Origin of the sequence: Mycobacterium alsense, from assembly GCF_002086635.1 — a bacterium.
Taxonomy (GTDB): Bacteria; Actinomycetota; Actinomycetes; order Mycobacteriales; family Mycobacteriaceae; genus Mycobacterium; species Mycobacterium alsense.
Genome location: NZ_MVHD01000046.1, coordinates 24,524 through 47,808 on the forward strand (window position 1 = coordinate 24,524; position 23,285 = coordinate 47,808).

General features: G+C 66.3%; 26 protein-coding genes and 1 tRNA gene. 9 read left to right on the plus strand and 18 right to left on the minus strand.

All coding sequences use genetic code 11. The features are described from left to right. Positions 1-5: 5 nt before the first annotated feature. On the minus strand, positions 6-1,124 hold the full coding sequence (pstS, locus tag BST11_RS20895; protein WP_083139906.1) for a phosphate ABC transporter substrate-binding protein PstS: 1,119 nt from the start codon (positions 1,122-1,124) through the stop codon (positions 6-8). 249 nt (positions 1,125-1,373) lie between these two features. Between pstS and BST11_RS20900 the strand changes: the two genes are divergently transcribed. From BST11_RS20900 to BST11_RS20930, 7 genes are all read left to right on the plus strand, one after another. Next, positions 1,374-2,165 (plus strand): SDR family oxidoreductase, encoded by a 792-nt coding sequence (locus BST11_RS20900; RefSeq protein WP_083139907.1) that lies wholly within the window; start codon positions 1,374-1,376, stop codon positions 2,163-2,165. Positions 2,166-2,181: 16 nt separating this feature from the next. Then, positions 2,182-3,258, plus strand: a complete 1,077-nt coding sequence (locus tag BST11_RS20905; protein ID WP_083139908.1) for an NAD(P)H-dependent amine dehydrogenase family protein — start codon at positions 2,182-2,184, stop codon at positions 3,256-3,258. Between the two features lie 89 nt (positions 3,259-3,347). Then, positions 3,348-4,574, plus strand: a complete 1,227-nt coding sequence (locus BST11_RS20910; protein ID WP_067316414.1) for an Nramp family divalent metal transporter — start codon at positions 3,348-3,350, stop codon at positions 4,572-4,574. 193 nt (positions 4,575-4,767) lie between these two features. Beyond that, positions 4,768-4,992 (plus strand): hypothetical protein, encoded by a 225-nt coding sequence (locus BST11_RS20915; RefSeq protein WP_083139910.1) that lies wholly within the window; start codon positions 4,768-4,770, stop codon positions 4,990-4,992. A gap of 144 nt (positions 4,993-5,136) precedes the next feature. Then, on the plus strand, positions 5,137-6,192 hold the full coding sequence (locus tag BST11_RS20920; protein WP_083139911.1) for a poly-gamma-glutamate hydrolase family protein: 1,056 nt from the start codon (positions 5,137-5,139) through the stop codon (positions 6,190-6,192). A 23-nt stretch (positions 6,193-6,215) separates the two neighbouring features. Further along, positions 6,216-7,040 (plus strand): LLM class F420-dependent oxidoreductase, encoded by an 825-nt coding sequence (locus tag BST11_RS20925; protein ID WP_083139913.1) that lies wholly within the window; start codon positions 6,216-6,218, stop codon positions 7,038-7,040. A 55-nt stretch (positions 7,041-7,095) separates the two neighbouring features. Continuing rightward, a tRNA-Arg gene (locus BST11_RS20930) sits at positions 7,096-7,171 on the plus strand. Positions 7,172-7,234: 63 nt separating this feature from the next. On the opposite strand, the gene BST11_RS20935 is transcribed toward BST11_RS20930, so the two are convergent. The 9 genes from BST11_RS20935 to BST11_RS20975 form a co-directional block, all read right to left on the minus strand. Continuing rightward, positions 7,235-7,672: a hypothetical protein gene (locus BST11_RS20935; protein ID WP_083139914.1), complete on the minus strand. Its 438-nt coding sequence runs from the start codon at positions 7,670-7,672 to the stop codon at positions 7,235-7,237. Positions 7,673-7,679: 7 nt separating this feature from the next. Continuing rightward, positions 7,680-8,177, minus strand: coding sequence for an ImmA/IrrE family metallo-endopeptidase (locus BST11_RS20940; RefSeq protein ID WP_083139916.1), 498 nt, complete (start codon positions 8,175-8,177; stop codon positions 7,680-7,682). Positions 8,178-8,315: 138 nt separating this feature from the next. Further along, positions 8,316-9,869 carry a terminase large subunit domain-containing protein gene (locus BST11_RS20945; RefSeq protein WP_142276474.1) on the minus strand — a complete coding sequence of 518 codons (1,554 nt, stop codon included), beginning with the start codon at positions 9,867-9,869 and terminating at the stop codon, positions 8,316-8,318. Between the two features lie 41 nt (positions 9,870-9,910). Continuing rightward, entirely contained in the window at positions 9,911-10,234 is a 324-nt protein-coding gene (locus tag BST11_RS20950) for a hypothetical protein (RefSeq protein WP_083139917.1), read from the minus strand. A gap of 70 nt (positions 10,235-10,304) precedes the next feature. Then, on the minus strand, positions 10,305-10,889 hold the full coding sequence (locus tag BST11_RS20955; protein WP_083139919.1) for a hypothetical protein: 585 nt from the start codon (positions 10,887-10,889) through the stop codon (positions 10,305-10,307). A gap of 171 nt (positions 10,890-11,060) precedes the next feature. After that, positions 11,061-12,146, minus strand: a complete 1,086-nt coding sequence (locus BST11_RS20960; protein ID WP_083139920.1) for a hypothetical protein — start codon at positions 12,144-12,146, stop codon at positions 11,061-11,063. Beyond that, positions 12,143-12,784, minus strand: coding sequence for a hypothetical protein (locus tag BST11_RS20965; protein WP_083139922.1), 642 nt, complete (start codon positions 12,782-12,784; stop codon positions 12,143-12,145). The genes BST11_RS20960 and BST11_RS20965 overlap by 4 nt, the downstream gene beginning before the upstream one ends. Before the next feature lie 632 nt (positions 12,785-13,416). Next, positions 13,417-14,631: a cytochrome P450 gene (locus BST11_RS20970; protein WP_083139923.1), complete on the minus strand. Its 1,215-nt coding sequence runs from the start codon at positions 14,629-14,631 to the stop codon at positions 13,417-13,419. A 24-nt stretch (positions 14,632-14,655) separates the two neighbouring features. Continuing rightward, positions 14,656-15,288, minus strand: a complete 633-nt coding sequence (locus BST11_RS20975) for a TetR/AcrR family transcriptional regulator (RefSeq protein ID WP_083139925.1) — start codon at positions 15,286-15,288, stop codon at positions 14,656-14,658. A gap of 105 nt (positions 15,289-15,393) precedes the next feature. Between BST11_RS20975 and BST11_RS20980 the strand changes: the two genes are divergently transcribed. Then, positions 15,394-15,813, plus strand: a complete 420-nt coding sequence (locus tag BST11_RS20980) for a limonene-1,2-epoxide hydrolase family protein (protein ID WP_211284747.1) — start codon at positions 15,394-15,396, stop codon at positions 15,811-15,813. A gap of 3 nt (positions 15,814-15,816) precedes the next feature. Next, complete coding sequence (locus tag BST11_RS20985) at positions 15,817-16,758, plus strand: SAM-dependent methyltransferase (protein ID WP_083139928.1); 942 nt, start codon at positions 15,817-15,819, stop codon at positions 16,756-16,758. Positions 16,759-16,761: 3 nt separating this feature from the next. Here the strand turns inward: BST11_RS20985 and BST11_RS20990 are convergent, their stop codons facing one another. The 8 genes from BST11_RS20990 to BST11_RS21025 form a co-directional block, all read right to left on the minus strand. Further along, on the minus strand, positions 16,762-17,331 hold the full coding sequence (locus tag BST11_RS20990) for a recombinase family protein (RefSeq protein ID WP_372509608.1): 570 nt from the start codon (positions 17,329-17,331) through the stop codon (positions 16,762-16,764). A gap of 182 nt (positions 17,332-17,513) precedes the next feature. Continuing rightward, positions 17,514-18,047 carry a hypothetical protein gene (locus BST11_RS20995; protein ID WP_083139931.1) on the minus strand — a complete coding sequence of 178 codons (534 nt, stop codon included), beginning with the start codon at positions 18,045-18,047 and terminating at the stop codon, positions 17,514-17,516. Next, positions 18,044-18,517 (minus strand): hypothetical protein, encoded by a 474-nt coding sequence (locus tag BST11_RS21000; protein WP_142276473.1) that lies wholly within the window; start codon positions 18,515-18,517, stop codon positions 18,044-18,046. Before BST11_RS21000 ends, BST11_RS20995 begins: the two co-directional genes overlap by 4 nt. 649 nt (positions 18,518-19,166) lie before the next feature. Further along, positions 19,167-20,768 (minus strand): AAA family ATPase, encoded by a 1,602-nt coding sequence (locus tag BST11_RS21005; RefSeq protein ID WP_083139934.1) that lies wholly within the window; start codon positions 20,766-20,768, stop codon positions 19,167-19,169. Between the two features lie 110 nt (positions 20,769-20,878). Further along, positions 20,879-21,109: a helix-turn-helix transcriptional regulator gene (locus BST11_RS21010; RefSeq protein ID WP_083139936.1), complete on the minus strand. Its 231-nt coding sequence runs from the start codon at positions 21,107-21,109 to the stop codon at positions 20,879-20,881. Positions 21,110-21,175: 66 nt separating this feature from the next. Then, entirely contained in the window at positions 21,176-21,436 is a 261-nt protein-coding gene (locus tag BST11_RS21015; protein ID WP_083139938.1) for a hypothetical protein, read from the minus strand. Continuing rightward, positions 21,433-21,681 (minus strand): MerR family transcriptional regulator, encoded by a 249-nt coding sequence (locus BST11_RS21020; protein ID WP_083139939.1) that lies wholly within the window; start codon positions 21,679-21,681, stop codon positions 21,433-21,435. The genes BST11_RS21015 and BST11_RS21020 overlap by 4 nt, the downstream gene beginning before the upstream one ends. A gap of 166 nt (positions 21,682-21,847) precedes the next feature. Continuing rightward, positions 21,848-23,029, minus strand: a complete 1,182-nt coding sequence (locus BST11_RS21025; protein WP_083139940.1) for a tyrosine-type recombinase/integrase — start codon at positions 23,027-23,029, stop codon at positions 21,848-21,850. Between the last annotated feature and the right edge of the window lie 256 nt (positions 23,030-23,285).

Genomic DNA, 23,285 nt, shown 5'->3' on the forward strand with positions numbered 1-23,285 from the left:
CGGAATCAGGCGATCGCATTGACCGCCGTCGACAGCTTCGACTTGAACGAGTCCGGAATGGGGATGTATCCGTTGTCCGCCAAGCCATTTTGACCGGCGCCGATGGTGCTCTGCAGGAACGCCTTGACGGCCGTGCCGACCTGCGGGTCGGGATACTTCGAGCACACGATCTCGTAGGTCGCCAGCACGATCGGGTACGAGCCGGGCTGCGTCGGCTTGTAGAACGAGTTGGTGTCGAGCACCAAGTCGTTGCCCTTCCCGCTGACCGTGGCGCCGGCGATCGTCTTGCCGACCGAGTCGGCGCTGATCGCGACCGCGTCGGGGCCGGCCGAGGTGATGATCTTGGCCATGTTCAGGTTCTGGGCCTTGGCGAACGACCACTCGTTGTAGGTGATCGATCCCTCGGTGGCCTTGATGGCGGCCGAGGTGCCGTCGTTGCCCTTGGCGCCCTCACCCACGCCGCCGTTGAAGGTCTTCCCGGCGCCCTTGCCCCACGCGCCGTTGGACGCCGCGTCGAGGTAGTGCTGGAAGTTGTCCGTCGTCCCGGACTGGTCGTTACGGAACACCACGTGAATCGGCTCGGCCGGCAGGGTGGTCCCCGCGTTGAGGTTCTGGATCGCCGGATCGTTCCAGCTGGTGATGCCGCCGTTGAAGATCTTCGCCACGGTCGGGCCGTCCAGATTCAGTGAGCTCACGCCGTTGACGTTGTAGGTGATCGCGATCGGACCGAACACCACCGGCAGGTTCCACGCCGGCGAGCCGCAGCGCTGCTGGGCGGCGGCGTACTCGTTAGGGGCCAACGGCGAGTCCGACCCGCCGAAATCGGTTTGGTTGCCGTTGAATTCGCTGATCCCGGCGCCCGAACCATTGGCCGTGTAGTTCAGGGTCTGACCCGGGCAGGCCTGCTCGAAGGCGTTGACGAAGCGGGTCATCGCGTTGGCCTGGGCTGTGGAGCCGCTGGCCTTGATCGTATTCTTCCCGCCGCAGCTCACCTTTCCTGTGGACGCGCCCGACCCATTCGACGCACCACCACCGCTCGCATTGTTGTCGTTGCCACACCCGGACACCACCATCGCGCCGCTGGCCAGAATGCCCAGCACAGCGCCAAATCGGTTCAGTTTCAATTCACTTCCTTAACTGTCGGGATGAAACATCGCCATCACTTGCAGGCACGTAGCCAACAGTAACAAGGTTAACGTTCGGAAAAACACGGTTCGGCCGCCGTCGCGGCCCGGCCGGGGCGCAAAAGCGACCGGCGAAGCCCTTGCGCAGCCACGCTCATATGACAAACTAGAACCTGTTTCAGAAATGCCATTATCGGATCCGGCGAGCTTTGCTAACGTGTCGCCGACGACCCATATAGAGAGGCCGCAATGATCCTTGACAGGTTCCGACTGGACGACAAGGTCGCCGTCATCACCGGCGCCGGCCGCGGCCTCGGCGCGGCGATGGCGGTGGCGTTTGCCGAGGCAGGCGCCGATGTCGTCATCGCCTCACGCACGCAGTCCCAACTCGACGCCGTCGCCGAACAGGTCCGCGCCGCCGGCCGCCGCGCCCACGTCGTCGCCGCCGACCTGGCCCATCCGGAGTCGACCGCGCAACTGGCCAATCAGGCCGTCGAGGCCTACGGAAAACTAGACATCGTCGTCAACAACGTCGGCGGGACCATGCCCAACACCCTGCTGACCACCTCGACCAAGGACCTCAAGGACGCGTTCACGTTCAACGTCGCCACCGCACACGCGCTCACCGTTGCTGCGGCGCCGCTGATGCTGGAGCACTCCGGCGGCGGCAGCATCATCAACATCACCTCCACCATGGGCAGGCTGGCCGGGCGAGGCTTCGCCGCGTACGGTACCGCCAAGGCCGCGCTGGCCCACTACACCCGCCTGTCCGCGCTGGACCTGTGCCCGCGCATCCGCGTCAACGCGATCGCACCGGGCTCGATCCTCACCTCCGCGCTGGACGTGGTGGCCTCCAACGACGAGCTGCGGGCGCCGATGGAGAAGGTGACGCCGCTGCGCCGGCTTGGCGACCCCGTCGACATCGCCGCTGCCGCAGTCTATTTGGCGTCGCCGGCCGGCAGCTTCCTGACCGGTAAGACGCTGGAGGTCGACGGCGGCCTCACCTTCCCCAACCTCGACATCCCCGTCCCGGACCTGTGAGACCAAGGAGCCAGCCATGCCTATCCCCGTCGTTCAGCTGGGCACCGGCAACGTCGGCGTCCACGCGCTCAAGGCGCTGATCACCAACCCGGCGTTCGAGCTCACCGGCGTGTGGGTGTCGTCGGAAGCCAAGGCCGGCAAGGACGCGGCCGAGCTTGCCGGGCTTACGGATTCGACCGGCGTGCTGGCCACCACCGACCTGGACGCCGTGCTGGCCACCGGCCCGCGGTGCGCGGTGTACAACGCGCTGGCCGACAACCGCCTGCCGGAGGCGCTCGAGGACTACCGTCGCGTGCTGTCCGCGGGGATCAACATCGTCGGCAGCGGCCCGGTGTTTCTCCAATACCCCTGGCAGGTGATCCCGGAAAATCTCATCTCCCCGCTGGAGGACGCGGCGCGCGAAGGCAATTCGAGCCTGTACGTCAACGGCATCGATCCGGGTTTCGCCAACGACCTGCTGCCGCTGGCGCTGGCCGGCACCTGTCAGAGCATCCAGCAGATCCGGTGCATGGAGATCGTGGACTACGCCACCTACGACAGCGCCGCTGTGATGTTCGACGTGATGGGGTTCGGCAAGCCGCTCGACGACATTCCCATGCTGCTGCAACCCGGGGTGTTGAGCCTGGCCTGGGGATCGGTGGTGCGGCAGCTGGCGGCCGGCCTGGGCGTCGAGCTGGACGAGGTCACCCAGACCCACGAGCGGGTGCCGGCGCCGGAGGACTTCGACATCGCCTCCGGCCACATCCCCAAGGGCGGCGCGGCGGCGCTGCGGTTCGAGGTGTTGGGGATGGTCGACGGCCACCCCGCCGTCGTCCTGGAACACGTCACCCGGTTGCGCGAGGATTTGTGCCCCGAGTGGCCGCAGCCCACCCAGCCCGGCGGCTCCTACCGCATCGAGATCACCGGGGAACCGTCGTACGGCGTCGACGTCTGCCTGGGCAGCCGCGTGGGCGACCACAATCACGCCGGGCTGGTCGCCACCGCGATGCGGGTGGTCAACGCGATTCCCGCGGTGGTGGCCGCCCCGCCGGGCATTGTGACGACTCTCGACCTGCCCCTGGTTCCCGGCCGGGGCCTCTACGCCCCGGGGTGACGCGGGTCGTCGCCAGTATTCGGCTAACCTAACTTTCGTATTCGGCCCCCGGAACGCGCGGGGGCCAGGGCGAAAAGAGGGTCGACAGGTTGGCGCAGGGCACCCAGGCATCGCTTCGGGGGAGCTGGTATCTGCTCGGGCCGGCGTTCGTGGCGGCGATCGCCTATGTCGACCCCGGCAACGTGGCGGCCAACGTCAGCTCCGGCACGCAGTTCGGTTATCTGCTGCTGTGGGTCATCGTCTTCGCCAACGTGATGGCGGGGCTGGTCCAGTACCTGTCGGCCAAGCTCGGGCTGGTGACCGGGCGCTCGCTGCCCGCGGCGATCGGCCGGCGGATGAGCCGCCCGGTGCGGTTGACGTTTTGGGCGCAGGCCGAAATCGTGGCCATCGCAACCGATGTGGCCGAGGTGATCGGCGGGGCCATCGCCTTGCGCATCCTGTTCGGCCTGCCGCTGCCGCTCGGCGGGGTCATTACCGGGGCCATCTCGCTGCTGCTGCTGACGATCAAGGACCGTCGCGGGCAGCTGCTTTTCGAGCGGGTGATCACGGGCCTGCTGCTCGTCATCGCCGTCGGTTTCGCGGCCAGTTTCTTCGTCGCCACGCCACCACCCGGCGCGGTGTTCGGCGGCTTGCTGCCCAGGTTTCAGGGCACCGAAAGCGTGTTGCTGGCCGCGGCCATCCTCGGCGCCACCGTGATGCCGCACGCCGTGTACATGCACTCGGGGCTCGTCCTGGACCGGCACGGACACCCCGAGCCCGGCAAGGACCGCCGCTGGCTGCTGCGGGTCACCCGCGTGGACGTCGTGCTGGCCATGGCGGTCGCCGGAACGGTGAACGCGGCCATGCTGCTCGTCGCCGCGATCAACCTGCAGGGACAACATGAGACGGCGTCCATCGACGGCGCCTACACCGCGATTCACGACACGCTGGGCGCCGTGATCGCGGTGCTGTTTGCGATCGGGCTGCTGGCGTCCGGCTTGGCGTCATCGTCGGTGGGCGCCTACGCCGGCGCCATGATCATGCAGGGATTGCTCCATCGGTCGGTGCCCATGCTGGTGCGCCGGCTGGTCACCCTGTGTCCCGCGGTGGCGATCCTGGCGCTCGGTTTCGACCCGACCCGCGCGCTGGTGTTATCGCAGGTCGTCTTGTCCTTCGGCATCCCGTTCGCGGTGCTGCCGCTGATCAGGCTGACCAGTGACCGCCAGCTGATGGGTAGCGACGCCAACCATCCCGTCACGACGGGCCTCGGCTGGGCGGTCGCGGTGATGGTCAGCCTGCTCAACGTGATGCTGATCTGGCTGACCATCGCGGGCTGAGCCCGGCCCAGGGCACGGCGAAAAGTGTTGTGCCGCACCGGGTCTGGGCGCGTCCCGATTCGCCGGCGCAACCGCCGCGCGGCGCTCGCAAGAATCTCGCAAGGACTTCGCGAGGATCCGGCAAGCGGCCTGCGCCAGCCTTCGACGCAGACACACCGTCCGGGCCGCGCCCCCGCACCGAAAGAAGCATGTCATGACCGAGCCGACCGGCATGGATCGTCCCGCCCCCGCGCCGTCCGCCGACGACGCCATCCCGGCCGCCCCGCCCATCGACAAGGCGATGGTGGCCGCGGGCCTGATCGGCCTGGTCGGCTCGGGCGTCGCGCTGGTCATGGCCCTGTTCAGCGCCGCGGCGCCACCGCCACCCCCGGCGTTTTGCCTGCCCCCGCACCAGCTCGTGCAGACCGCCTGCCAATGAACGTCCTACCGCCGGTCATCGGGTGAGCTCCCGCGTGGCGCGCGGCTCGTCCGGTGCGGCAGGATGGGCAGCGTCGTCGTCCGTGGAACCATTCGCGGGAGCCAGCTTGATCGAAGACCTCAGCGCCGAGAGGTGACTGCCTAGATGCCGACGCGCCGGCACCCCTATTTCGCGTATGGGTCGAACCTGTGCGTCAGGCAGATGGCGTTGCGCTGCCCCGACGCCGCCGACCCGCGGCCGGCGGTGCTGGCCGATCACGACTGGCTGATCAATCAGCGCGGCGTGGCCACGGTGGAGCCGTTCGGGGGCAACCAGGTGCACGGGGTGCTCTGGCAGATCTCCGACCACGACCTGGCGACGCTGGACAGCGCCGAGGGCGTGCCGGTGCGCTACCGACGCGACCGGCTGACCGTCCACACCGGCGACGGGCCATCGCCCGCCTGGGTGTACATCGACCACCGGGTGATCCCGGGCCCGCCCCGGCCCGGCTACCTGCCCAGGATCATCGACGGCGCGCTGCACCACGGGCTGCCGCAGCGCTGGGTCGATTTCTTGCGTCGCTGGGATCCCGCACGCTGGCCCCGGCCCGTCACCGCGGCAAGCCCCGCCCCGCAGTCGCTTTCGGCGTTGCTGCGCCAGCCCGGGGTGACCGAGGAGAGCCGGCTGCGGTCGCGTTTCGGCTTTCTGGCCATCCACGGCGGAGGCCTGGAGGAGATGACCGACGTCATCGCGGAGCGCGCCGCCGAGGCCGCCGACGCGTCGGTGTACCTGCTGCGCCATCCCGACCGCTACCCGCATCACCTCCCGTCGGCCCGCTACGACCCGGGCGAATCGCCGTGCCTGGCGGAGTTTCTCGAGCACGTCGACGTCGCCGTCTCGCTGCACGGCTACGGGCGGGTCGGGCGCGCCACGCAACTGCTCGCCGGGGGGCAAAACCGCGCGCTGGCGGCCCACCTGGCCCGCCACATCCGGCTGACCGGCTATCAGGTCGTCACCGACATCGACGCGATCCCGCCGGAGCTGCGGGGCCTGCATCGCGACAACCCGGTGAACCGGGTGCGCGACGGCGGCACACAGCTCGAGCTTCCGGCTCGGGTCAGGGGCATCAGCCCACGCAGCCCGCTGCCCGGCGACGACGGCCTGTCGGCGGTGACCACCGGCCTGGTGCAGTGCCTGGTGGCCGCGGCCCGGTCCTGGTAAGTGTTCTATCGGTCGAACGGAGGTTGTTGGTGGGCAAAGATTTTCGCTTCTCGATGAGCTTGCGCTTCTTCAAGTCTCGCGAGAGGTTGGTGGAGAAGGCCAAGCGGGCCGAAGATCTCGGATACGACATCCTGTGCGTGCCCGACCATCTCGGCGCGGCGGCGCCGTCCCCGACGCTGACCGCGGTCGCGATGGTGACCACGCGGCTGAAGCTGAGCATGTATGTGCTCAACGCCGCCTTCTACAAGCCGGCCCTGCTGAGCAGGGACCTCCAGGCCGTGGACCTGCTGAGCGACGGCCGCCTCGAAATCGGGCTCGGCACCGGCTATGTCCGCGAGGAGTTCGAGGCCGCCGAGCTGCCCTACCCCAGTGCCGGGGCCCGGGTCGACCACCTCGAACACATGACGACCTACCTCAAGGAGCATCACCCCACGACGCCGATCCTCATCGCCGGCAATGGCGACCGGGTACTGACCCTGGCCGCCCGCCACGCCGACATCATCGGGCTGACCGGCGCCAGGGTGCACGACGTGGACGACCCGCTCGCCGAGCGCGTCGAGTTCGTCCGCCGAGCCGCCGGCGGGCGGTTCGACTCGCTCGAGCTCAACATGGTGATCACCGCGATGCCGCGTGAGGGCGAGACCACCCCCGACCTGAGACTGACCCGCACCTACGCGCCGGAGCTTTCCGACGAACAATTGCTGTCCATGCCGTCGGTGCTCAGCGGGTCGCCGCGGGAGATGGCCGACACCCTGCGCGGCCTGCGCGACAAGTACGGGCTGACCTCGTTCACCGTGCAGGACAACAACCTCGACGCGTTCGCGAAGGTGATCGCGGAGCTGCGCTGACCGGGCCGCCGCCCGCGGTCCCGCGGACGGCTTCCCCGGTAAGCTCGACCCGTCCGCCCTCGTAGCTCAGGGGATAGAGCACGGCTCTCCTAAAGCCGGTGTCGCAGGTTCGAATCCTGCCGGGGGCACCAGTTCAGCACGTGTTTCTGACTCTTGCGTGCAATATACGTGCGATTTTGTGCGCGCGGCGGCGCTCAGTCCTTATTGGGGAAAAGGTACTTCGTGATGATCACGACGAGCCCGATCAGCTGCACCACTGCGGCCCCGATCCACACCGACATCGACTGCTCGGGTGCGCGAAACTCGTAGGCGCGTAAGTAGAGATAGAAGAACCAGTCGGCGATGCCGACCTGGATGACCATTGCGACCAACAGAACGGCGGCATAGACCCGGCGGAAGTTGAGGTTCGAGCGCTCCACCTTGAGGCTGTGAGCGGCCATCGCCTGGTCGAAATTCTGGACCGCCTGTCGGCGCGAGACGAGCCGCCGCATCCACTTCGGCCAGAAGCTCCGCTTCGCAACCCCGGTCTGGGGGTTCTCCCCTGGATCGGCGTAGTCCGACGGCGACGGGACTATCTGGTCGTCGTCGTCCTGGTCGTCGCCGAGCGATTCCAGCGGTTGATAATCGGCCACAGCCCTATCAGCCGCACCGCAGGTTGGCACGTCGAATATCCATCGCCGCTTCGGATACGCCGAAGCGTCTCGCCATCTGAGCCGTGGTCCAGGAGTCTGCCGCCAGTTTCTTCACGTGCTCGGCTGGCATCAGCAACTCTGCGGCGAACTGGTTGGCGTAAATCTCAGCGCGGTTCGTCCCGGCGGCGGATCGGCCATCGCGGTAATCGGTGAACACGGTTAACCCACCACCATGCTTCTTACGGTCCACGATGTGCCCAATTTCATGCGCGCATGTGAACCGCTGCCGGTTCGGGCCGTTGTCCCGGCTCAGCAAGATGGTCTGGCTGAAATCGTCGGCCTCGACCTGGCCAGATACTCCCGGCTCCAGGTCGGCGATAAACACCTCGGCACCCATCTGCCGGGCGATCCTCACCGGATCGACTGGAAAACGGAGGTCACCGCCGCTATCGGCCCAGTAGGTGTTCAGCACTTCGCGCGCGTCTTGTGCTGGGTTGTACGGCATTTCTCCTCCCTTCGAGTCGTCGTCTGTGCCGGACCATTCTGTATATCCGCAGGGTACGACATTCGTTATTGACAGCGACGCAACCGGCCCGTGTGGCTCGTGTGCCTCGACCTGGCCCGCGCGCCCGTGACCCTAGTACTAGTGTCCGCCTATTCGCCGGCGCAGGTAACCACCGATCGGCGTAATGGCCGGGCGGTCGGTGACTCGGCGCGCCAGACCCGACGCCGCCACCTGCCGGCGATCGGCCAAGCGGCGCTCGGTCTCCAACGGCGAGGCGAACGACCATTGCCGGCCAGCCGCGTGCACGAGGACATCATGCGAAACGACCAGTGCGGCCAGGGGGTCGGGGCAATGCTGGCCGGCCTGCCAGGTCACCGCCGCCTCCTCGAAAGTCGGAAAATGCCCCGCCAGCCGACAAGTGCCGACTTCGAGGCTTTGCAGCAGCGCCGCCGCCCTCGCCACGGCATCACCGCCGCCGCGTCCCGACCCCTTCGGCGGCCAGCTCGTCACCTTCACCGGCCGGTCAATGCGATACCGCTTCAAGGCGTCGTTGACCACCCGCGTGTAGGTCTCGCGGGCCTGGTAGCCCTCCACGGCGATTTCGCTCGCGCCGACATCGGCAGCCAATTCGACCGCAGCTCTGGCCCACGCATCGCTGGTCATCGGGGCCGATTGGTCAGCGATCACCGCCACGACACCCTCGGCCGTCATCGACGCGGCCACCAGGCCGCAGGCATCGCCTTCGCCGGAGTCGCTGGGGTCGACGCCGACCACGGTCAGCAGCGGGCTCTGCGGGGCCGCCGGCAACCGCCAATCATCGAGCCACTGCCGCTTGATCAGGCCGCCCTCCGGCGCGGCGGGCACGCCCAGATACAGCGCCGCCCAGGATCGGCTCCCGACCGCCCGCTTGATCTCCTGAAATTGTTCGACGGTGCGGTCCAGGGCGCTGATCATCGCGACACCTGATGCGCGTCCGAGCGCATCGGGGATACCTGCTTCGGAGATTGCCGGGACGTTGATGTGGGTCCACTTGCTGCCCGGCTCCGCTAGCAGCTCCCCGGCCAGGTCGTGCTCGTTCCATCGCGACATCACGACCACGCAGCTCGCCCCAGGGTGCAGCCGCGACAATAGGCTGGCCTTGAACTCAGCGTGCAAGCGGCGGCGGTGCGCTGCGCTGTCAGCCTCCTGGGCGTTTTTTACTGGGTCGTCGACCAAAAGCAGCGTTGCGCCGAAGCCTGTTGTCCCGCTTAGGATTCCGCCTGCCAACATACCGCCGCGATGCCCTGCCACGCGCCACCTGCTGACACTGGATTTGTCCTGAGCCAGTTCGATACCGAGCAAGGTGGGATTTTCGGCGATGAGCCGCCGGGCTTCTCGGCTGCTCTCCTCGGCCAGCTCATCGCCGTAACTTTTGACGATCACTTGGGCGTCGGGATCGCGCGACAGGGCGAACACCGGGCCGACCTGGCTGATCAGCACACTCTTCCCTGATCTGGGCGGGCACGAGATTATGAACCGCTGATCAGGCGCTGTGATCGCCGTCATCAGGGCGTCGCTGATCAGCTGAATTGTTGGCGTGACCTTGTAGTTGGGAATCAACCGCCGCGCCAACTGTGCCGGTGTCTCCGGCCGCCGACGCGCACGCACAGCCCGCCCGGCCCTGGCGGCGGCAAGCGTGGCGACCCGATCGATGACGGCCGCCCTTGTCGCCTTGGCCTTGGTCGTCTTCGCGGTCACTGCACCACTGGCAGCACGCGCGGGCTGGTTCCCAGCTGCTTGGCCGCGATCATCGCGTCGAGCGGGCCGCTGAGTTCAAGCAACAGCTGCCTGCCCACTTTCACCGCGTAGATGCGCCAGTCATTCCAGAGCCGAACCAGTGCCATCTCCTGCTGCCAGACGGTGCCCGGTATCCGCCGCTCGATCGTCGTCCAGCGCACCGGCCGTTGCGCCGCGCCGGCGTCAGCGAGCGCGGTCAATATCGCGGTGTCGATCTCGTCATCGGTGGCCTTCGGCGCGGCCGGTTTGGTCGCAGTGGTCGCGGTGGTCGCGGTAGTCATGGTGGGGCCTCTCATGGTTGGGTGTGGTGGGTCATGAGGCCGTCGTGGTTGTCGTTGTGGATGGGTCAGGTCAGCCAGTCGCAGCGGTCGACCGCGTGACCTTGAGGCTTCCCGGCGCGGTGCCGGCGCGGATCAGCGACAGATGAAAGCCGTTGTCACTCGCGGGAATTTGTAGCGCCGCGCAGACATGTTCATGGCGCACGTCGCTGTGCTGCCAGAGCCGGCCTGCGAGCTTGGCGACCGACGGCCAGCAGCGTTCGAGCAGCGGCACGACACCGGCTCCGGTCACCGATCCGCCGGCGCGCGACAGCTCGCGATCGTCGCAGCTGTTGCGATCGAGCGCGGTGAACATCTCGCGTTGCGTGGGCCGCCGACCAGCGCGAAAGCGGGCCTCGGCCCACGGGCCGGCATACAAGATCGACGGCCAGCCGCCGCCGGGAACCTGGTCGTGAACGGTCTTGCCGAGCAGGCCGAAGGCGCGGCCCTCGGAGACCACCGCAACGTTGACACGCCCGCCCAGCAGCGTCGCCGCGATCGCGTGCCCGGCCTCATGGAAAGCCAGCGCGGCGCGCTCACGCTCGGCGTCGGTCAGGTCGGCCAGCGTGAGCGGGCGTTTCTTGGCCTTTGCGGTCGGCGCGGCCTTCGTCGTCGTCATGGTGGCGGTATCCCTTCACGTCGTGCGAAATCGTGCTAGTCGGAGTGTCATGCGGCGCGTCGGTGTCCAAGCCGAGGCGGCACATAGCGCAGTCCCCCGGCTCGACGCCGATCTCTCGCGTCAGCGTCAAGGCGGTCGTGCGGTCGTCATCGCGTCAATGTCCGTTCTTGGTCAGGGGGCGGTGGTCACGGTGACCGCCCCGATGATCTCTTCGTAGGCCAGCGCCACGCTGCGCTCGGCGATCGCGATGAACTCGTTGGTCTGGTAGTGCGCCGTGGTGCGAAGCGCCGGTTCGTCGCGCCACCCGAAGATCGGGGCCGACGTCGCCACCAGCGTCAGCCCCAGCCCGTCGACATAGCCGCCGCCGAACGCCAGGCTGTGTCCGAGCTGGGTCTTGATCGCGGTGCCCGAGCGGACCCACAGCCCGCCTTGCCCGCCTTGAGCGGCACCGATCGCCGCCCACTGCGGGCTGGCGTGCACGATGCCGAGCGTGTTGGTCTCGGCCAGCAGACCCTCCAAGTAGCTGATCGCCGAGGGCAACGTGGCGCGCTCGACGGTGACCGCCGCGCTGTCGGCCAGCAGCCGGATCGAGAAGTCGCGTTCGACGGCGACCTGCTCAAGCAGCCGAAGATTCTGTTCGGCGCGGGTCATCGCTTCCTGCTGCCCGTAGATCGTCATGTCACAGGTGCCCGACGCCCAGACGGTGATCGGCGGGAACGGATCGGTGTCGGGTGGCCGGTCGCCCTCTTTGCGCACTGGCTGGGTCTTGGCTCCGGCGCTCGGGCCGGTCAAGGCGCTGCCATCGACTGACGATTCCGCGCGCACCGTGTGACTGACCAGATAAACCCCCGGACACGGCGAGCTGACGTGCGCACCGCCGGGCTCGACGTTGCTCAGGCCGTCGATCGCCGCCTGGAAGTCGGCGACGCTGATGTTGCTCGCCAGGCCCGTCGCGGTCTCACCACTCCAGGTGTAGGTCCAGGTGCCGCCCGTGCCGCTGATCGTGATGCGCTCGACCTCGCCGCACCAGGGGGCGTCCCAGACACCGAAAGCGCCAGCGCCGCCGTAGTTGTAGTGGCGCACCCACACGCCTTCACCGAGAAAGCGCGAGGGCTGATCGGCGGGGACGTCGGTCCAGTTGACCAGCGGGTAGAGCCCGATCGGCGCTGGGTTGACCAGCGGGGCCATAAACGGAATCGCGGGCAGCACCCCGGGCGGCGCGGGCTCGCGCGTGGTCGGCATCGTCGGGGTCGTCATAGCTCAACTCCCATCGCGGCCAGCTCGGCGCGGGCCTGTGCGGCGCGGTCGGCCTCGGTCGGCCGCAGGCGTGCGGGGGGCGCCGACTCCGCCCAATCAAGGCGGCGTTCCAGCACCAGAGCGGCACGGTCAACCGTGTTGCGCAGCAGCTCGGTCAACCGCTCCGACCGGCTCCGCTTACCGCGCAGCACCTCGTGGTTCGGCGGCCACGACCGGCTCAACAGGTCGGCCAGCGGGCGGGCAGAGGGGGTGGCCATCGTGATCAGCTGCGCCGCCCACGACCCGTCAGCCAAGGCGGCGTCGGTGATCTCAGGCAGCGCCGGACGCTGCGCCAGGTCGCACAGCCTCCGCACGGCGTAGGTGCGCTTGCCCGGCTCGGCCGCCAAATGCTTCGTCTTCGCGAGGGCATCAGTCTCAGCGCACCAGCCGACGACGGTGCTCACCAGCTCATGGGCGGCGTCGGCCAGCTCGGTCACCCGCGACCGAAATAGGAAGGGCTGCGGGAGGGCAGCGACGCGGGCGGCCAGCGGCTCGACGATCGCGTCGAGCTCGACGGCCAGGTCGAACGCGCCGTCGTAGGCGACGGCCATGCTCGCGCGGCGGTGTCGGCGTTGTTCGGTCTGGTCGGTCGGATCCATCGGGGCGTACCGTCCTCTCGTCTTCTTGGAGGGCTTGGGGGGTGCGAGTTTGGAGGGCCGCTTGATTGGTTGCGGTGTCGCGGGGACACCGCCCTTCTTGCGGCCGAGATTGAGCGCGGGGGGCAGCCTCCATGAGCCCCCCGCGCGGCTTTTGGGCTGGGCGGCGATCATGACGCCGCTCCACGCAGCTGGGTCAAGAGCCTGTCGACACCGGGTCGCGAGAGCTGGCCGGTCTCGGCGTTGATAGCCCGCTGCACCCGGTGATAGGCCAATGCCTGACGGCACTCGATAATTCGCGGGTCATCGTCGGGAACGGCGCGCGACTTGAGCACAGCCAGCCGTCCCGCCCATGACGCCGATGGCCGCGACTCTGGGTCGGTGGCGACCTGGAAATTCGTCATGGGCCGATCGTCACAAACGACCGTGCAAAGTAGCGGGGTAGCAATGTGCGCTGAGTCACCCAAAACCAGCATCGAGCGCCGCTGACCTACTCGATGTGAACAAGATCAACCTGAGCGTTTGTAGTGTTACCCCTCACTCCCTGGTCCTACCGAAAAAGGGGACTTTGGGACTGAGCGGTCAACCGCCTTGGGTCGTTGCTCGAAAGAGATGGTTTCAGGGAACCGGCCTGATCACCAGGTGACGGGCAGGCACTCGACTCCGTAAATCTCCTTCTGGGCTTGGAATTGGAGGTCGTCAGGTGAGACGGCGAGTCGTAGTCCAGGCAATCTCCGCACCAGGGTCGCTAGCGCGATCTGTAGCTCGGCGCGGGCTAGGTTCTGTCCAATGCATTGGTGCGCGCCGTAGCCGAATGCCAGGTGTCCGCGAGTATTTCGAGCGATGTCAAATGTTTCGGGACCGCTTGTGTAGGCGGTATCCCAGTTCCCGGCGGGCAGATTCATCAATACGAGGTCACCTGCGCGGATTGGCTGGCCACCGAGTGTGAAATCTTCTTTCGCGACACGCTCGACCAGACTGTGGACGACGGTCAGATAGCGCAGCAACTCGTCGACGATGTTCGCGATCTCGGTGTTGTCTTCGGTCGTGCGCAGGCGGGCAAGGTCGTCGGGATGTTGCATCAGGGCAAGCGCGCCGAGTGCGATCATGCTCGCTGTGGTTTCGTGGCCAGCTTGGAGCATGATCATCGCGGTCATGGCCGCCGTTTCTCTGCTGAGTTCACCTGGGACGACGTGGTTAGTGACGAGTCGACTGATCAGGTCGTCGCCCGGTTCTCGTTCTTTGCGGTCAACAAGTTCCAACATGTAGCCGTACATCCCCATGCCTGCGACGAGGCGCTCTTCATCGGAACGACCAGAGTCGAGCACTGTCGTGCTGTTGTGCTGGAAGGACTCAAGATCCGCGTCGGGCACGCCAAGCAGCACCGATATGACCAGCGATGGCACTGGCAGCGCGAAGTCGTGGACGAGATCAGCCGGCGGTCCGTGCTCAACCATCTTGTCGATGTACTGGTCGACCAGCTCTTGGATTCGCGGACGCATTTCGTCTGCTCGCCGAAAAGTGAAGTCACGAGTCATCATTCGTCTGAGTCGATTGTGCTCGGGGTCGTCGATCCGGGCGAAGATGACCGGCATGGCTTCCTCGGAGCTCTGCGCCTCGGCCCACATGCTGTTGGTGTCGGCACTTAGTCGTGAATCGGTCAACGCCGCGCGTATATCCTCGTAGCGACTGACTACCCAGACGGGCTTGCCTTGCCACGTTGCGCGTTGAAGCCCAGGGGATCGCCGCCACTGCGTGAACTCCGGGGGCGGCGCCAACGGGCAGCCCGATGCGCGTGGCAGAGGAATGACGGGCAAGTCCGTCCCTCCGTCGGCGATTGAACCCGCCATTGTGTGAACCTCCTGGATCTGGGGCTAGCGCGGCCGGAGTCCGTCCAGCAGTGCGTTGAGCGCCTGTACGCTCTCGTCCCGCGCGTCCTGCTGATGGGGTGCATTCGCGATGAACATCGCGGCTTCCTCTGCTGCGGCGAGAAGCACATGAGCCAGGACTGCAACAGGCTGGCCGCTGGCTAGGTCGCCTTCCTCGATGGCGCGTTCGAGCATGGCGCGGATGGCTCCCAATCCGTAGACGCTCTCTAGCTCGCGCCATCTCGACCAGCCCAAGACGGCGGGTCCGTCGATAAGGAGGATCCGCTGAACTTGGGGCGTCAGGGATGCATCGAGGAAGCCAATCAGCCCCTGTCGCAACTGATTGAATGCGCCGTCTGCTGGATCGGCCAGGTTCTTAGCGGCCTCCATAACAAGACCCTCTTCGACCGCGATGAACACCGCCTCAAAGAGCGCCTGCTTGTCGGCGAAGTGGTGATACAGGGCGCCTCGAGTGCCGACATCCGCCTCTGCAACGACCTCCTCGGTGCCGGTGTGGTGATACCCCTTCTCGACGAACAGTCGCTTCGCGGCATCGACCAATGCAGCACGGGTGCCCTCTGCCTGTGCGGCACGTCGCGCCTTCGTGTCGAGCCTCTCTTGCCCTTGCTCCTGCGCCATTGCCAAACAGTATTGCATACAGGCTGTAGGTCACATACAGTCGCCATGTCACATACAGGTGCCATGTGGTGTGTTGTCGTTGCCCGTCTGAGTTGGAGGTGCGCTGTGTCTAACCCTGTCGATGTGGTCCGCGAGTTCTGCGCCCTGATGGAACGCCGTGATCCCGAAGCCTTGCGCCCTCTATTGGCTGACAACGCCGTGTATCAAAACGTCGGCATGCCAGCCTTCACCGGAGTGGACGCCATCGTGGAGAACATGGGCGCACAGTTCTCGATGTTTCCCGACGCCTACGCCTTCGAAATAGTCAACATCGCCAGCGACGGCCCCGTCGTACTGACTGAACGACTCGACTACATCCAGACGCCCGACGGAGCAAAGCCAGCCATTCCGGTGATGGGAACGTTCGTCGTTGGAGACGATGGCAAGATCACCCGATGGACCGACTACTTCGATGTCAACCTGACAATCAAACTCCTGCAAGGCGAAGATATCAGCGCGTTGATTCCAGCCGCCTCCACGCGATGACAGATGAACGCGCGCGAAAGTTGGGGCATAACCACTAATCTCGGAGCGACCGCACTAGCTGTGGCCGCCCAGCGTGCCGCTGAAACAGCACAACAGGACCCACTGGTGCGAGACGAGTTCGCCGCGATTCTGGTGGCAGCAGTAGACGAGCCGGGCTGGCAAGCAATGGCGCGAGGCGATCTCTCTTGGATGAGTCCCGAGGACGACCTTGGGCGACGTACCGCAAAAACTGGCCGGGAATACGTCGCGACTAGGACTGTCTTCTTCGACGACTTCTGCGCGTCAGCGACAGAAGCTGGCATCGAACAAGTCGTGATCTTGGCAGCCGGCCTAGATGCAAGGGCGTACAGACTCCCGTGCCTGTCCGGTATCCATGTCTACGAAATCGACCAGCCAGCAGTACAAGTGTTCAAGGAATCCACTCTTACCGCGCACGGCGTAGCCCCAGTCGCTGATATTCACCCAGTTGCCATTGACCTTCGCGACGATCACTGGCCCATGGCCTTAACGGAGGCGGGATGGGACGAGGCGATGCCCACCGCATGGCTCGCAGAGGGACTCCTCCCCTACCTGACCTCCGATGAACACGACCAACTCTTCCGGACGGTGACCAACTTGAGCGCAGCCGACAGTCGATTGGCGGCGGAGGTTTACCACCACGCGACAAATCACTTCGGCGAGGAACGCCTGGAACGGTGGCGGGTTGGAGCCGCCGAGATAGACGACGCTCTGGGTGTCGATGTGGACGTGACGGCGTTCATCAAACACAAAGACGTCAGCGATACCGCGTCTTGGCTCACCAACCACGGCTGGGCTGCCGAGTCTCTCGACAGTCGCAACGAAATGGCACGTCTCGGTCGCCCTATACCGACCGATCTCATCGACTCAGCACCCGCGAGTTCCCTCGTAACTGCGGTCCTTCGCGGACTACCCCCAGACGACTGAACCTCAGTTGGCCACAGTTTCCGTCGCTAACACGCGATAAACCGTTGCGCGGCTGATGCCGAGCGCCTCGGCGATGGTCGGCACCGGCTCGCCGCTCTCACGCATCCGGTGGGCAAGCGCGGCCTTGCTCGCGTCGAGCTTCTTGGGCCTGCCGATGGGCATGTCGCGGACCTTGCGCGCCGCCCGCGACGCGGCCCGGCGCTCGCGCTGCAACTCAAGCTCAAGCTCGGCCAGCGACGCCAGCACGCCAGCAATCATCCGCCCGGTCGCGTTTGACGTGTCGATGCCCTCGCGCAGTGACCGTAAGACGATGCCACGCTCGCCGAGGTCACGGATCGTGGTCATGACCTCGGCGGCGTTGCGGCCCAGCCGGTCGATGCCGACGACCACGATGGTGTCGCCTGGCCGCGCGTAATCGAGCAGCGCGACGAGCCCGGGTCGCTGCTCACGAGTCGAGGTGCCGGTCAGCTTGTCGGAGTAGAGGCGTTCGGAATCGACCCCGGCAGCGGTGAGCGCATCAGCCTGCGCGTCGAGCGACTGATGGCCGGTGGAAACGCGGGCATAACCGAGCATTGCGCCGGTCGGCGCGTGGGCGGTTGCTGTGACGGTGGCGGTTGTCATGGCCCAAGCCTATCTCAAAAGTCAGCACGTCGCTATTTCGATACGCGACAACTTTTGAGACTTGTGATCATGAGAAATGCTGTGAGAGTTCGGGTGATCGCATCATGTCGCAAAACTAAATATTTGAGACGGGCTCAGAACTCTCGCAAGCCGTTGCCGGTCGGCAGCTCACGCCCGCGAGCGATGATGTGCCGACGGTGGATGCGGCGACCATCCGGCAGCTCGACCATCGCCGACGTGCTGGCCGGCGCGGCCTGTTCGGTCTCGGTCTCGGTCTCAGGTTCGGGGTCGAGGTATGGTTCTGGCTCCGGTGCGCTGCTGAGATCGCCTTCGTATAGCTCCATTTCGGGGCTGAGCGTCCCGCTCGCGCCCGAAGTGCCGGCCGGCGGGTCAATGGTGCTTAGCGGAACTCCCGCGCGTAAACGTGCCACAGCCAGCCACTCGCTCAGCTCATCGGCCGACAGGCCACCGACGGCGAGCACCTGGCGCGCGACGTCGATATGCAGCGGCCACAGCGGATCGTCTTCGCCGACAACGCTGCCGAACGATGCCTTGCATTCGTCGGCGACGGCCTGGTTTAACTGCGTTGGATCAAGCCGACTTTCGGCCACGTCCTCGGCCACTGACATCGCGGCGTCGATGACATCGCGTTTGGTTATTGCGCTCACTGCTCGATCTCCTTTGTCGCCGGCACCTCGACCACCTCGGCGTCGACCGCCGCCAGCAGCCGCTCGCGGGTGTCGGCGATGATCGCCGCAGGCGTCTGGGTCACGTTGATGTTGACGGTCTCCGGTTCGTACAGCCCGTCGAGCTTGGCTAGCTCGGCCTCGTTGCGGATGATCTCGCGGTTGAGGGTCACCAGCGTGTCGTCGTCGCCGGCGCGGTATGCCGCCGTGAACCGCTGGGTCAGCGCGCGGGTGCGCGTCTGGATGGCGAACTTGTGCGCCTCGAATGAAGTGGTCTTCGGTTCGCGCCGCAGCCGCTCCACGTGACGATTGACGGCGCTCTGGGCCGCGCCGACAGAGCGGTAGCCGAGACGGTCGCAGACCTCGCGCCAGGAGTGCCGGCTGGCGCGAAGCTGGAACGCTTCGGCGGCGCGCTCACGGCTGGCGTAGCGCGGCATCACAGGACCGGGCATACCGAATTTCTACCGCATTACAGTGCAACGGTTTCGGAGCCACGTCGGCCGGCGGTCGCGCGCGGGTTTGGGCCGGTATCGGCGGAGCACAATGCCTACGGGGGTCGGGAAATTGGTTGCAGCGGTGCCGGTTTGGGCTCGGGTCAGCTGTTGGCTGCCGGGTGTTACCTGTTGATCGGTCACGCCGCCTGACACTGCCGGGTGTCGGGTGGGCTGTGCGTCGGGGGCCACAGCCCCAGACACCGCTCACATGACCGACCCGTGGCGCAGCCTCTATCCAATGCCTTCGCTGCTGTCGAATGAGCCGACTGCGCCCACGGACCGGCCGAGTGCGCGGGTCCCTTAAAGACCCCGCGCACTCCGCGCGGTTCCTGTCGGCGAACCCGCGCACTTCCGCGCACTTGATAGTAAAAACACCCTGTGAGCTGCGATTTGTAGTGCGCGGATTATTGAGCCGCGCACTTCGGCGCACTTCCGCGCATTAAACCCCGCCCAAGTCGGCGTAGTCAGCGTTTGCGCTGGTCAGGCGATCTTTCGGAGTGCGCGGATTACGCGCCGCGCACTCGTTCGCTGACCTGGGCTTTTGCGGCAGGTGCGCGGGGCTCACCCGCGCACTTGACTTGGGCTTTTGCAGCGAGTGCGCCGACCGTCAGTCGGTGGGGTTGGCGCGGTCGACGCACTCGGCGGCGAGCGGCTCCGGGTCGGTCAGCGGGTCGCCGGTGCGGTCAGCGGCGTACCACTCGGGGCGAGTGTCGGTGCCCTTGTTGACCACGTAGCCGAGGAGCCCGAGCCGTTCGACCGAACGGCGCAATCGGTCCCGCGAGACGTTGTGGCGCGTCTCGGTCGGTAGGTCTTGCAGCGCCCTAACTGACTTGCCGGGGTGATCGTTGATCAGCTTCCACACGATGTCGTCGTTTTTGTGGTCAGCGGCCTTGGCGCGGTCGGCTGAAACGGTGTTGCCGCTCATCGTCAACCCGCGTCGGCCGTCGTCAGTCGGCTTGAGGGCTAGCAGGCCGGGCGGCACGTTAACGCCGCGCCGACCGAACGCCTCAAAGGTGCGCGGGGTGTCGGCGGCCGGCGGGCCATCTAACCGAATGGTCGCCAGCGTATCGACCGCACCCTCGATCGAGCTGTGCCCACGCGCACCCTTGTCGGGGTCCTTGCCGAGGTGATGGGTGATAACCCGCCCGACGGCCCCACACTCCACCGCCAAGGTCTTGAAGCCCTCGATCACGTCGGCCACCTGCGATGAACTCTCATCGACGTTCAGTGCCGAGAGCACGGTGTAAAGGCAGTCGAGGATGATGAACGACCCCGGCCTGATCTGGTCGCGCCAGTAGGCCCGCGTGGCGTCGTCGCGCATGTTCAGCATCGCGCTGCGCCCCAGCAGGTCGTGATAGTTGATCCGGCGCAGCAGGGCCGGATCGCTCACTCCCGCCGCCGATAGCTCGTACTGCATCATGTCAGCGCCCATCTCGGTGTCCAGGAACACCACGTCCGCGTCGGCGGCCAGCAGGGTGGCGAACTTGCCGAGAAACTTGCCGCCGGTCAGCAGCGCCCGCAGCAGATCCACATTGGCGGTGGTCTTGCCCGCCTTGCGCTCGGAGAACAGGCCCATGCTCTTGCCCAGCGGGATCAGGTTGTCAACGATGAACGGATCGTCGGGCGGCGTGTATGTCGATAGGTCTACCCGCGTGCTGATGTCCGCATACCCGGCAGCGGCGCGCTCGGCGGCGAGCTGACGCGCCATCTCGCGGACCTGATTCTTTTGGTCTTCCAGCATCGCCGCTGCCCGGAGAGTCAGCGCCTTGATCTCGTCGGGCGACAAAGGGGTCAACGCCTTGATCTGAGCGTCGGTGGCTCCTACATTGACAGCGTCCGCACCCGAGAACATCAACTTCGGCTCGGCCTTCAACGGGTTGGTCCGACTCTCCTCTTTGGCGATCTTCTCGGCCTGCTTGCGTGCCCACCCGGCACTCATCCCGTCGAGCACGGCGGCATCGAACCGCAGCTTGCCGAACTGTTTTTGCCGTTTCTCGGTGACCGCCTGCGCCGCGTGCTCGGCCTCGCGCCGCTCTCGATGCTTCTGATTGGTCGAAAGCGTGTCGAACGGGTTGTACCCCTCGTCGCCCGGTTGCCGGCCGTTTATGTCCGCCTGATCGTCGGCGTCGCCGTGATGCCCGTTGTGGCCGTTGGTGTTCGCCGATCCGGCACGGTTGCCCCTCTGGGAGGTATTCTGTTCGCGAGTCACTGCTGTTCCTGTCAGGTCTCGTAGGTGGTTTGGTGGTGGGATTCCGGTCCCGGCTGTGCGTTGAGGCCAAGAGACGCGCCGGGCCCGGAATTTCTCCCTATGGGGTTCCGTCAGTTCGCTTGCGCCGCTGCCTTTCCCGGCGTCACAGTGTTGGCCGTGATGAAGGCGGCGATGTCGTCGGCGCGGTAGCGGACGCGCCGCCCCAACTTCACGTAGGGCATACCGACTCCCCGGGATCGATCGGTCTTGAGCGACGCGACGGGTACGCCGGTGGCCGCTTCCACCTGCTTTTCGGTCAGCAGCACCGGCACAATGCCGCTGGCAGTGGCGATCTCAGTCATGCTCGACCTCCCGGTCAGTTGCGCCCGATTGCGGTGTGGTGCGTACGGTAGACCGCGACCATGCACTCACCCGGCCGGGCGGATCGAGAATGCCGACTTGGGAGCCGTTGTGCCCGAGATGATTTCGTGGCGACGGGTCGGGTCGATATTGACTACGGTGTGCACGTCGATGCAGCGCGGGCCGCACGGAGTCAGCTCGGCGAGCGCCTGGCGTGCCTCGTCGCTGCTTGGCCAATAAGTGACCTCGATACCCCGGCCCTCGACGTAGTGACAGATCAGCGCGACTCGGCCACGTGGCGAACCGCCGGGGTTGAGGTAGAGGCTCACTTCGCGCTGCCCAGGCGGTCGGCATAGATTTCAGCCGGAATGACCGGCCGCATCAGTGCATTGACGTCGGCGACCTTCACGCGGATGGCTGCGCCGGGCTTGTTGCTGAATCTGTACGCCGGCAGCTCGCCGGCAGAGATTTTCTCGCGCAAGGTGAATACCGAGCAGTCGATGCGCTCGGCGGCGTGTTGCAGCGACTCGAAGTCGCGGCGGCCCGAAGTGATGGGAGTGGGTGTGTTGCTCACTGGATTCGCTCTCCGGTTTGGTGCTTCCCCGGTAGCGGGAGCGTGCGTGTGAGCGTGTGCGTGAGCGGGTCTGGGGCTGTGACCCGACGGCTAGTTTAGCCGATAGATCCGCAGAGCGGTGTCAGGTTCTGACTAGGCGCGCGTAATTGCTGCGGCTCAAGACGTTTCAAGCCGACGGTGGCGCGTCGGCGGTAGCAGTCGCCAGCGCGGACAGTCGATCGGCCAGCGCAGCGGCACGGCCCTCGGCGGTGTGCTGGTAGCGCATGGACATGTTCGGCGAGGTGTGGCCTAGCCGGTCCATCAGCTCGCGCAGCGTTGCGCCGGTTTGTGCGGCCATCACGCCCGCCGCGTGGCGCAAGTCGTGAAAATGTAGGTCCGGACGGCCAATAGCGGCCCTGGCGGTGTCCCAGGGGCCACGAAACTGCCACTCGCCATGAAACGAGCCGGTCGCCGGGTCGATGAACAGGAGCGCGCCGGCGGCCGGGCCGACGTGGCGTTGCAGGTGCTCGATCACCGCCGGCCGGACGTGCGGCGGCACGCTCACCACGCGCCGCGATTCCCGAGTCTTGGTCGGTCCGACCTCGAACCGGCGCTCGCGGTAGGTCACGGCTCGCTCGATGCGCACGCTGGACCCATCGGCGGCGACGTCGTTGCGCCGCAGTGCGAACACTTCGCCCTTGCGCAGCCCGCACCATCCGGCCAGCAGCACCGCCAGGCGCAGCTCGTCGGGCATTTTCTCGGCCAGCTCGGTCAACTGCGCCGCGTCGAGCAGCACCACCGAACGCCGCGCGTGTTTGACCTGGGCAGCGCCCTTGATCCGGCACGGGTTGCGCTCGATCAGGTCGTCAGCCACGGCGGTGTTGAGCACTCCGTTGAGCACGGCGTACGCCTGCGCGTTGCGGGTCTCGTGCTCGCCGCCCAACCCGGCGAACCAGGCCCGCACGCGCTCGGGCGTGATCTCGGCCAGACCGAGATCACCCAGCGCCGGGAGAATGTGGTTATCCAGGTGCCCTCGATAGTTGTCGCGAGTGCGGCGGGCCAGCTTAGTCTTGTTGTCCAGCCACATATCCGCGTACGTGCGCAGCGTCAGCTTGGTCGCCTTCGCTTTGGCGGCGCGCTCGGCCGGCGGGGTCCACTCCCCCGGTCGGCGGCGGTCCCGGTCGATCAAGTCCTCCTCATCTTGGAGCCAGTGTCCCGCAGAGGATTTCGTCGGGAATGTGGCCAGCGCCTTATAGATCAACCCGTTGTGCAGATACGACGCCTGCCACCGGCCCGAGGGCAATTGGCGCAGCCGGCCAAACGATCGCCGCGTGCGCTCGGCCTTCGCTGCCGGCCTCCGTCGTGCCATTGGTGTGCCCCCGTCCTCGTGCAATCTCCGTGCAATAGTCACCTTAACGTAGTCCGACAGAACCTTGCAGAGCCAACGGCAATAACTCGCAGTTCAGTGCCCATTCGGCGTCTTTGATCAGGTCAACGGTGAAATCGCACTGAGCTTACCGGCTAATTCGAATCCTGCCGGGGGCACCATGTCATGTCTCGGGACATCGTTGACAGGTGTCCCGAGACATGGTTTACACCTCTAGCCTGTTTTCTGGGCTGTTTCC

Bases quoted from the DNA above. Each gene is read 5' to 3' on its own strand.
- BST11_RS20905 (WP_083139908.1), top strand. From the start codon at position 2,182: ATGCCTATCCCCGTCGTTCAGCTGGGCACCGGCAACGTCGGCGTCCAC.
- BST11_RS20985 (WP_083139928.1), top strand. From the start codon at position 15,817: ATGAACGCGCGCGAAAGTTGGGGCATAACCACTAATCTCGGAGCGACC.
- BST11_RS21010 (WP_083139936.1), bottom strand. From the start codon at position 21,109: ATGACTGAGATCGCCACTGCCAGCGGCATTGTGCCGGTGCTGCTGACC.
- BST11_RS20920 (WP_083139911.1), top strand. From the start codon at position 5,137: ATGCCGACGCGCCGGCACCCCTATTTCGCGTATGGGTCGAACCTGTGC.
- BST11_RS20915 (WP_083139910.1), top strand. From the start codon at position 4,768: ATGACCGAGCCGACCGGCATGGATCGTCCCGCCCCCGCGCCGTCCGCC.
- BST11_RS20960 (WP_083139920.1), bottom strand. From the start codon at position 12,146: ATGACGACCCCGACGATGCCGACCACGCGCGAGCCCGCGCCGCCCGGG.
- BST11_RS20970 (WP_083139923.1), bottom strand. From the start codon at position 14,631: ATGGCGGGTTCAATCGCCGACGGAGGGACGGACTTGCCCGTCATTCCT.
- BST11_RS20900 (WP_083139907.1), top strand. From the start codon at position 1,374: ATGATCCTTGACAGGTTCCGACTGGACGACAAGGTCGCCGTCATCACC.
- BST11_RS21000 (WP_142276473.1), bottom strand. From the start codon at position 18,517: ATGCCCGGTCCTGTGATGCCGCGCTACGCCAGCCGTGAGCGCGCCGCC.
- BST11_RS20975 (WP_083139925.1), bottom strand. From the start codon at position 15,288: ATGGCGCAGGAGCAAGGGCAAGAGAGGCTCGACACGAAGGCGCGACGT.
- BST11_RS20965 (WP_083139922.1), bottom strand. From the start codon at position 12,784: ATGGATCCGACCGACCAGACCGAACAACGCCGACACCGCCGCGCGAGC.
- BST11_RS20955 (WP_083139919.1), bottom strand. From the start codon at position 10,889: ATGACGACGACGAAGGCCGCGCCGACCGCAAAGGCCAAGAAACGCCCG.
- BST11_RS20950 (WP_083139917.1), bottom strand. From the start codon at position 10,234: ATGACTACCGCGACCACCGCGACCACTGCGACCAAACCGGCCGCGCCG.
- BST11_RS20990 (WP_372509608.1), bottom strand. From the start codon at position 17,331: ATGCTCGGTTATGCCCGCGTTTCCACCGGCCATCAGTCGCTCGACGCG.
- BST11_RS20940 (WP_083139916.1), bottom strand. From the start codon at position 8,177: ATGCCGTACAACCCAGCACAAGACGCGCGCGAAGTGCTGAACACCTAC.
- BST11_RS21025 (WP_083139940.1), bottom strand. From the start codon at position 23,029: ATGGCACGACGGAGGCCGGCAGCGAAGGCCGAGCGCACGCGGCGATCG.